The 8,857-nt window shown below is 37.3% G+C and carries 9 protein-coding genes, 1 tRNA gene and 1 pseudogene; 6 read left to right on the top strand and 5 right to left on the bottom strand.

Annotated elements, in window-relative coordinates; all coding sequences use genetic code 11:
* Nucleotides 1–120 precede the first annotated feature (120 nt).
* The 4 genes and pseudogenes from V7083_RS06235 to V7083_RS06220 all read left to right on the top strand — a co-directional run.
* Nucleotides 121–303, top strand: a complete 183-nt coding sequence (locus V7083_RS06235) for a YpfB family protein (RefSeq protein WP_335476475.1) — start codon at nucleotides 121–123, stop codon at nucleotides 301–303.
* Between the two features lie 110 nt (nucleotides 304–413).
* Nucleotides 414–1,088, top strand: coding sequence for a (d)CMP kinase (cmk, locus tag V7083_RS06230; RefSeq protein WP_335476474.1), 675 nt, complete (start codon nucleotides 414–416; stop codon nucleotides 1,086–1,088).
* A 2-nt stretch (nucleotides 1,089–1,090) separates the two neighbouring features.
* Nucleotides 1,091–1,672, top strand: a complete 582-nt coding sequence (locus V7083_RS06225) for a lysophospholipid acyltransferase family protein (RefSeq protein WP_335476568.1) — start codon at nucleotides 1,091–1,093, stop codon at nucleotides 1,670–1,672.
* A 138-nt stretch (nucleotides 1,673–1,810) separates the two neighbouring features.
* A pseudogene (locus V7083_RS06220) lies at nucleotides 1,811–1,960 on the top strand (S1 RNA-binding domain-containing protein); the annotation flags it as partial.
* Between the two features lie 422 nt (nucleotides 1,961–2,382).
* Here V7083_RS06220 and V7083_RS06215 read toward each other — a convergent pair.
* Nucleotides 2,383–2,479, bottom strand: a tRNA-Sec gene (locus tag V7083_RS06215).
* Nucleotides 2,480–2,697: 218 nt separating this feature from the next.
* On the opposite strand from V7083_RS06215, the gene V7083_RS06210 reads away from it, so the two are divergent.
* Nucleotides 2,698–3,123, top strand: coding sequence for a DUF2621 domain-containing protein (locus V7083_RS06210; protein ID WP_335476472.1), 426 nt, complete (start codon nucleotides 2,698–2,700; stop codon nucleotides 3,121–3,123).
* A gap of 101 nt (nucleotides 3,124–3,224) precedes the next feature.
* Here the strand turns inward: V7083_RS06210 and V7083_RS06205 are convergent, their stop codons facing one another.
* A complete protein-coding gene (locus V7083_RS06205; protein ID WP_335476470.1) occupies nucleotides 3,225–3,704 on the bottom strand; it encodes a CcdC family protein in 480 nt (159 codons plus the stop codon).
* Between the two features lie 167 nt (nucleotides 3,705–3,871).
* Nucleotides 3,872–4,579: a cytochrome c biogenesis CcdA family protein gene (locus tag V7083_RS06200; protein WP_335476468.1), complete on the bottom strand. Its 708-nt coding sequence runs from the start codon at nucleotides 4,577–4,579 to the stop codon at nucleotides 3,872–3,874.
* A gap of 254 nt (nucleotides 4,580–4,833) precedes the next feature.
* Between V7083_RS06200 and V7083_RS06195 the strand changes: the two genes are divergently transcribed.
* The gene (locus V7083_RS06195) at nucleotides 4,834–5,001 is read left to right on the top strand and encodes an aspartyl-phosphate phosphatase Spo0E family protein (RefSeq protein ID WP_335476466.1); all 168 of its coding nucleotides are present in this window, start codon (nucleotides 4,834–4,836) and stop codon (nucleotides 4,999–5,001) included.
* A gap of 35 nt (nucleotides 5,002–5,036) precedes the next feature.
* Here V7083_RS06195 and V7083_RS06190 read toward each other — a convergent pair whose 3' ends face one another.
* A complete protein-coding gene (locus V7083_RS06190) occupies nucleotides 5,037–6,830 on the bottom strand; it encodes an ABC transporter ATP-binding protein (protein ID WP_335476464.1) in 1,794 nt (597 codons plus the stop codon).
* 1 nt (nucleotide 6,831) lies between these two features.
* On the bottom strand, nucleotides 6,832–8,583 hold the full coding sequence (locus V7083_RS06185; protein ID WP_335476462.1) for an ABC transporter transmembrane domain-containing protein: 1,752 nt from the start codon (nucleotides 8,581–8,583) through the stop codon (nucleotides 6,832–6,834).
* Between the last annotated feature and the right edge of the window lie 274 nt (nucleotides 8,584–8,857).

Below are 8,857 nucleotides of genomic sequence, written 5' to 3'. Positions count from 1 at the left end.
CAATCAACAGAGTGTAAAGAACCAACACTGGTCTTTAACACAGCCTTTTTCTAAATATACCTTAGGGAATAAAACATTTTCATTGCTCCAATAATAGGTAAAAAATCGGTTGGAGGAAAAATGTTGAAAAAGGCAGAGGCAATTTTAATAAAAGTCATCCTTGTACAGTTTCTTTTTTTATTCTTATCTCAATTTATCTTTCATCAATTAGATGTGATGCCTGAGTTAAAACAAATTACCAAATATGAGGGAGTTAGTAAAACTAAATTTACAGATATTTTACAAACCCTAAAAGGTAAATAATAAAAGACATCGCTTTAATTTTGTAAAGAAAAAAAGGAGTATCATGCAATCTTGTGGTAAAATAGAAAAAGGACAACCTTGTGTAAAACAGGAAGTATTTAGGAGGAATTATGAATAAGAAAATTTCGATTGCGATTGATGGGCCTGCTGCAGCCGGAAAAAGTACCGTTGCAAAAATTGTTGCCGAAAAATTATCGTATATCTATATAGATACAGGTGCAATGTATCGGGCATTGACATTTAAGGCAATTGCTAACCAACTTAATCTGGAAGACCATGAAGCAATGATAGATTGCTTGCTGGATACAGAAATTGAACTTCAACCTTCCGAAAATGGGCAATTGGTGTTCTTAGATCAGAAGAATGTAACAAAAGAGATAAGAACTGCAGAAGTTACCAATTCTGTTTCCATTGTATCAAAGCATCAAAAGGTACGAGAGGAAATGGTAAAAAGACAACAGGCATTTGCAAAAAATGGCGGCGTTGTTATGGATGGACGGGATATCGGTACGCATGTTCTACCAAATGCGGAAGCGAAATTCTTCCTGCTTGCTAGTGTGGAAGAACGAGCAGTACGTCGGCATAATGAGAACATAGAAAAAGGATTCCCATCTGATCTTGAAAAATTAAAAGAGGAAATAGCCCGTAGGGACAAAATAGACTCAGAAAGAGAAGTAGCTCCATTAAGAAAAGCTGACGACGCAATTGAAATCGACACCACCTCTTTGACCATTCACGAAGTAGTCGAGAAAATAATGGCACTTGTGTCTGAAAGGGTTGGATGATGGTGACGTTTTATGCTTTTGCTAGAGGAGTTGTGAACTCCATTTTTAAACCTTGGTATCGAATACAAGTAATCGGGGCAGAAAATTTCCCAAAAGATGGTGGAGTGATGTTATGCTCTAACCATATCCATAATTTTGATCCTATTGTTGTTGGGATTTCGGCTCCAAGACCTGTTCATTTCATGGCAAAGGAAGAAATATTTAAAGTTCCTGTATTGGGTGAAATTGTCAGAAAATGTAATGCTTTCCCTGTTAAGCGAGGAATGAGTGACAGAGAAGCATTAAGAAAAGGTATAGGAGTTTTAAAAGAAGGAAATGTATTAGGACTTTTCCCTGAGGGAACCAGAAGTAAAACAGGAGATTTAGGAAAAGGCTTGGCAGGAGCAGGGTTCTTTGCTCTTAGGTCGGATTGCTTAGTTGTTCCTTGTGCTGTGATTGGACCATATAAAAGCTTACATAAATTAAAGGTGGTTTTTGGGCAACCCATTCAATTAGATGAATTAAGAAAATCTAAAGCCTCTGCTGAAATAGTTACCGAATTAATTATGTCAGAAATTCATAAACTTATTAAAGAACATCAATAGGTTCTGCTTGACAAAATAGAGCATTTGTAAGAAGTTAATAATTGAGATTCTTTTTTTGAATATTCTTTAGTTTTTATGAATCCGTTTAGGATCATATATAGTTTAGTTTCTGCAGTTATGGATGAAGGAGGATTACATATGTCTGAAGAGTTAAATCAAGTGGAAGTAAGAAATTTTGAGGTAGGAGACAAGGTCTCCGGGCAAGTGACAAAAGTGGAAGAAAAACAGGTTCTTGTTGATATTAGAGACAGTAAACTTGATGGAATTATTCCGAATAATGTTATTTCGGGCAATCCCTCTTTTTGTGGATCTCCTAAATCAAAAAAGTCAAATGGTACTGCAGCTACCATATCAACCATCCACACTATGTAACCGACAATTGCGAATAGGATATAAACTTCTTTCCAGCTGATTCTTTTCTTTGGCATGAATAATATCATTAAAAGAAGGATGCAACTAAGTAGTGCTGGATACCACCAACCCGTGGCTAAGTTAAAATCTGGTTGCTTCATAATTCCTCTCCTTTTTAGATACTTATTATTTTCATTAATTTTTGTTTTATACATAATAATGCCCCCATCTCATAGAGACAGGGGTTTTTTAGTTATACTAACGTTTCAAATTGCTTAAGTTGTGATTTAAAAATATAAAAAATAGTCAACCCAAAGGTATATTGGTTTGACAATCACATTTTCTTATTTTAGGATATTTGGCGGGACTGCCTGGGAATCGAACCCAGCTGCGATGTCACGCACCGCACAAGCAGTTTTGAAGACTGTGGAGGACACCAGTACCCCATTCAGCCCCATTAGATATTTAGCAAAACGATTTCTAAAAACTATATTACAATGGTAAATAGTATTAATCAATACACTAGTTTGTATTGTCATTTTTCCGACAACTTTATAATTTGAGAAAAGGATGTATCTAAGACCTCCCGACCACTTATGAATGACAAGAACTTGTCATTTTTTCAAAGAACACTTTATAATAAAGAAAAGAAAAATTGCTGTAGGTGAATAATCATGCTTGAAGGTTGGTTTATGTGGTTTATTTTATTTTGGGTGTTTTTTCTCGTGTTCTCATTTGGGATTGGCGGGTACTTTATGTTTCGGAAGTTTTTGAAGAAAATGCCCAAAGAGGACGGCAAGTCTGTAATGGATTGGGAAGAGCATTTTGTAAATGAATCACGCCATTTATGGGGATCCGATGAAAAGGCGCTGCTTGAGGATTTAGTAAGCCCGGTTCCAGAACTCTTTCGCGATGTGGCTAGACATAAGATTGCCGGTAAAATTGGTGAGTTAGCACTTAACGAAAAAGCTCCTAAAATTTCTGAGGAACTGGTGATTCGCGGCTATATTCAGGCCACACCAAAGCGTGACCATAAATTTTTACGCAAGAAACTGTTCGAAAACAAAATTGATGTAAAGCCATACGAACATTTATTTTAACCGTTCACCTCTCTTGAACGGTTTTTTCTATGTAGATTGAAATATAACTTACAATACAAATAAAAAACACTGACGCCAAAAAAGAGTCAGTGTCCTAATATTTATATCATCTTAATCCCTTGCATTTCTTTATGGAGCTTCATATAGGAACGATACATCGCAATCCGCCAAGGTACAATCATGCTGTAGGCAAGCAAGAAAAACATACCACTGAGCTGGCCGACGTCGATGGTGCTGCTGAGGATTGATTTCATAACAAGACGGACAATTAATAATCCGACAAGGATAAAGATAAAAGCCCTTGATCTCTTTAAATAGATATCATTGTCACGAATTTCAAACTTAGATGTTTTGATTAATAAAATAGAAAACAACATCCCGACAACAACTGCCTCAAGGATTTCCCATTGGGTCAATCTGAACTGTGGCACTGCATACATGAATGCTCCGGTCGACATGAAAATTGGCGGTAAAATAATCTTTTTAACATTGGTTGGTTTTTTGGCAGCCTTCATGCGGACAAATAAAACAAAGAAGCCCATAAAAACGGCACCAACTGAAGAAATAACAACGTAGTTCATAGTGTCCAATCTTCCCTTATTTGTAAATTTACTTACCCATTATATATCATATTATTGATTTTGGAAAAAATTTTTTACTGCGATTCATTTCCAACATTGAAGAAACGACGGAAGTTATTGCAATTNNCAATTAAAGTAAAAACCACTTAAGAAATCCTTAAATGGTTTTAAAATCCAGTAAAACCGCCAAATAGAGGCGAGATGATTTGAATAATTTTTGTCATCCAATCAAAGAACAGCAGTATACCCATGACAATCATGATATATCCCCCTACCTTCATAATGGTCGCACTGTTCTTTTTTATCCAATTCATGCGTCCAATAAAGAAAGATAGAATGAAAAACGGAATAGCAAAGCCAAGGGTATAAGCAATCATGTACGCCAAACCTGAGCCAGGATTAGAAGCCGCAAGACTAATAACAAATCCGAGAATGGGTCCAGTACAAGGTGTCCAACCAGCTGCAAATGCCATCCCAATTAAAATCGAACCGATATAGCCTGATGGACGATGTTTAAATTCAATTTTGCGCTCTTTCATGAGAAATTCTGGTTTTAGAATCCCGACGATCATTAGTCCAAATAAAATAATAAAGATGGCGCCTAACTGACGAATTAAATCTTTATACGATAAGAAAAAGTTGCCGAGCAGGGAGGTTCCAAAGCCAATGGCAATAAAAATAATGGAAAAGCCGATAATAAAGAATAGAGTATGTAAAAGGCTGCGTTTTTGAAGCATGGCGTTTTCGCCCTTCAATTCCCCGACGGACATTCCAGTTATGTATGAAAGGAACGCAGGATAAAGCGGTAAACAGCATGGGGAGATAAAACTCATGAAACCGGCACCTGCTGCCATAAAAATATTTACATCTGACATATTAACACTCCCATAATAGTCGATACCTTTTCATTCTAACAAAACTTGACTACAAAAGATAATGATTACCATGAATATTTTGTGTCTCAGAGGATTTTGTTTTTTCGAAATATTTTTAATTGGATAATTTTTTACAAACCACTTTGAAATTATTTACAAGTTAGGTTATACTAGTAAACAGTTCCTAGTTAAAAAAAACTATTTTTTTCTTTTTTTCCAAAGCCTAGGATATTTTTCGGAAAGGAAAGTCGGCCGTGATCAAACAGGAATTAATCACATTAATTGAATTAAAACGAGCTGAATTAATTAAAGTCGCAAACTCCTACGGCTTTACTTCCTCCGTTGCTATTCGATATAGCCAAGAACTGGACAATCTGCTTAACGAGTATAATCGAAGGTATTTGGCCAAAGCCACATCATAATATATGTATAAGCCTGGTCTCCCAGGCTTTTTCTTTTAGTTTACAGCATCTTCCAACCTTTCTACTAACCCATTTTGAAGGAGGAACATTTTATGATATAACCCTCCCTGCGCCAGTAGTTCTTGATGAGTTCCACGCTCAACAATTTCACCCTGATGGAGGACGAGAATTAAATCTGCGTCCTGGATCGTAGAAAGCCTGTGAGCAATAGCAATCGTCGTCCGCCCCTTGCGCATTTTTGCTAGAGCTGTCTGAATCGCTTCTTCCGTTTCTGTATCTATATTGGCAGTAGCTTCATCGAGAACGAGAATTTTTGGATTGGCGGCAATGGTTCTCGCAAAAGCTAATAACTGCCGTTGTCCACTGGAAAAAGTTGATCCCCGTTCCACACCCTTATGTTTATACCCATCATCCAGACGTTCAATGAAAGTATGTGCTTGAACAAACTTCGCTGCCTCTTTGATCTGCTCATCCGTCATCGTTTTGTTATGAAGTCGGATATTATCCATCACCGTTCCATAAAATAAAAACGGATCTTGCAGAACGAGTCCTAATTTCTCCCGTAATTCATGCTTGGAATACTCCCGAATGGACTTGCCATCTATTAGAATATCTCCGCGTTCATACTCATAGAACCGCATCATTAAATTGATGATCGAGCTTTTACCGCTGCCAGTATGGCCGACAAGGGCAACTGTTTCTCCGGGATTAGCTGTAAAGGTAATATTTTTTAACACATCCCGTTGCCCATCATACGAAAAAGTTAGATTGCGAAATTCTATTTTTCCATCGTTTATTATATGGTCTTTTTCGTCATTTTGGATAGGGGCCCATTCATCGTTATCCAACAATCGGAATACGCGTGAGCCAGCCACAATCGCCTGCTGATACAGACTAAGTCGCATCATCATTTGATTGACTGGTTCAAAGAAACGTTCTAAATAATTGACAAACGCGTAAACAACTCCAATTTTGATAGTGGTATCAAAGGACGCAATGCCAAAGTACGATAACACAATAATTAAGGCAAAAATATAAATTAAATCAATAGCGGGCCGTAGAAGCAATCCATCAATTTTAATGTTCTTCATGCCGGCATTATAGTGTAACTCATTAATATGGCCAAATTCCTTGCGAAGGCGTTTTTCTTGACGGAATACTTGAATGATGGACATTCCTTGCAAAGATTCACTAAGTTTTGCATTCAATTGGCTTAAACGCTCTCGCATATCAAGATAATATCGTGAACTTAGTTTTCGGTATAATGCCATGACAAATATCAGAACTGGAATGATGATCACACAAAACAAGGCCAGTTTCACATTCAAAATAAACATAGCAATAAAAATTCCCGATAGTAAAAACCCGCTTTGGATAAATGTTGAAATGACCGTTACAAACATATCCTTTATTGCCTCTGTGTCATTCGTAACCCTTGAAACGATGCTTCCAGCAGGAGTCTTATCAAAATACTTCAACCCAAGAGCTTGAACCTTTGAAAACACATCAATTCGCAGCTGCTGGATAATAAACAAAGCAATTTCTTGAAATTTAACCAATTGAAAAAATAATAGGATAGATTTGACTACTTGAATTCCCATATAGGTTGAACCGAAAATCAATAATGGCTTAAACTCCAGCTTACCAGGTGTCAAATAATCATCAATAAAGATCTTCACTAAAATTGGCAGCACAATGTCTCCCACAGTGGTTAACAATAGGAGAAAGAATGCAAAGCCAATCACTTTTTTATGTGGTTTCGTATAGGAAAGTAGGCGAAATAACACCTTTTTTTGCTCTTTACCCGAAAGATCCATTTTTCCATCCATGTTATCGCCCCCCATGCTCCACCAATTCTTCTAATTGCTGCCGAATAAACATTTCGTGATACCAACCGTTGAGTGTCATTAACTCTTCGTGTGTGCCCCGTTCAATAATTTTCCCTTCTTCTAGTACTAAAATGAGATCGGCGTGTTGGATGGCGCTTAAACGGTGTGAGGTAATGATGGTTGTTTTTCCTTGTCGGTTTTCTTTCAATGAAGAAAGAATGGCTTCCTCCGTCTTAGCGTCAACGGCTGATAAGGAGTCGTCTAAGATTAGTACTTCGGGATTCATTAGCAGGGCTCTAGCTATCGATATCCGTTGTTTTTGACCGCCGGATAATGAAACCCCACGCTCTCCTACCACCGTTTGATATCCTTCTGTAAATTGGAGAATATCCTCATGGATGTTGGCTAATTTAGCTGCATACTCAACTACCCCTTGCGGTACACTTGGATTGGTAAAAGCAATGTTTTCAGCGACAGTTGCAGAAAACAGGAAGTGATCCTGCGGGACATAACCAATCGCTTCACGTAATTTTCCTAGGCGGTATTGGCTTAAAGTCTTATCACCAAAACGAATATCACCTTGTTGACCCTCAAATTCTCGTATTAACAGTTTGAGTATTGTCGTTTTACCGGCACCCGTTTTCCCGACAATTCCCAAGGTGCTTCCTCTTTTTAAAGTAAAATGAATATTCTTTAATACAGGTTTTGACTCACCTGGATAGGTAAATTCGTTAATCTGATATTGAAGATCACCATGCGGCATTTGATCTAAAGCACCTTCTTGGTCCGAAATTTCCACCTTTTCCCTTAAAAGGGCAGCTACACGGTCATAGGAGGCCCGACCACGTTCCACAATGTTAAACAGCCAGCCGAATGCCAACATGGGCCAAATCAGCAATCCCAAATAAGTGGTAAACGAAATCAACTCACCAATCGTTAATTCATCATTCAAAACATACTTGGCTCCAAAAACAATGGCTAGGAAAAAAGAGATCGCTACGATAATGGAGATAGTAGGATCATAAAGTGAATCTATCTTGGCTACAAGTATATTTTTTTGCACAACATCCTCTGATTGTTTGCGGAAATCTTCAATATCTTCCTCTTCTTGACCGAACGTCTTGATAACCTTTATGCCAGTTATACTCTCTTGTGTTTTGTCATTTAAGGAAGAAAAGGCCTCTTGGGCTTTATAAAAGCTTTTATGTAACATTGTCCCAAACCAGCTCGTTAGCAAAGCCATAAAAGGCATAGGAATAAGGCAAATAAGCGTCAATTTCCAACTGATGGTGAACGCCATTGCCATAATGACAAAGCCACCTGTTGAGAGCGAATCTACTAAAGTTAATACGCCTACCCCTGCTGTTTGCTGAATCGCTGAAAGGTCATTGGTGGCGTGGGCCATTAAATCACCTATACGACTTTTTTGATAAAACGATGGTGACAATTTTGTAAAATGGTGATATAACCGATTCCTAAGCATCTTACTAAGCTTGACAGAAGAGCCGAAAATCATAATCCTCCAAAAATATCTAAGAATATACATGGCAAGACCAGTGACCACTAAAAGGAGCATCCACTTCCCCAACATTCCTTTTGTAAGAGTTCCTTCATGTATATGATCGGCAATAATACCGATAATTTTTGGAGGCGCCAACTGTAAGAGCGCTACCAATAATAAAAGGAGAATTCCAGTTATGTATGCTTTTTTCTCTTGTTTAAAAAACCAGCCCAATTCTAAAAATACTTTCACCCTACCACCCCCGAATCAATAAAAAATAAACATTTCGTATTCCGAGATTTAATTTTATCAAATATTTCCAAAATAATAAAGATTAAGAAACCTGTACATTTGAAAAGACACCCTCAACGAGGGTGTCCAAATGAAATTATTTTACAAGATGAAACTGCTCTTCAAGATGCTTATGAATTAAAGCAAGGTCCTCTTTTCGTTCATCTATTAATTTTATCTCTGCTTGAATCTCATCAAGTTCATTTTGGTAAATATCTAACATATTGGTTTGTAG

This window comes from Bacillus sp. JJ1764 (assembly GCF_036962145.1).
In the GTDB taxonomy this organism is placed as follows: Bacteria; Bacillota; Bacilli; order Bacillales; family Cytobacillaceae; genus Neobacillus.
The sequence above is the reverse complement of the archived record's forward strand: the minus strand, read 5'-3'. Positions and strand labels throughout refer to the sequence as shown.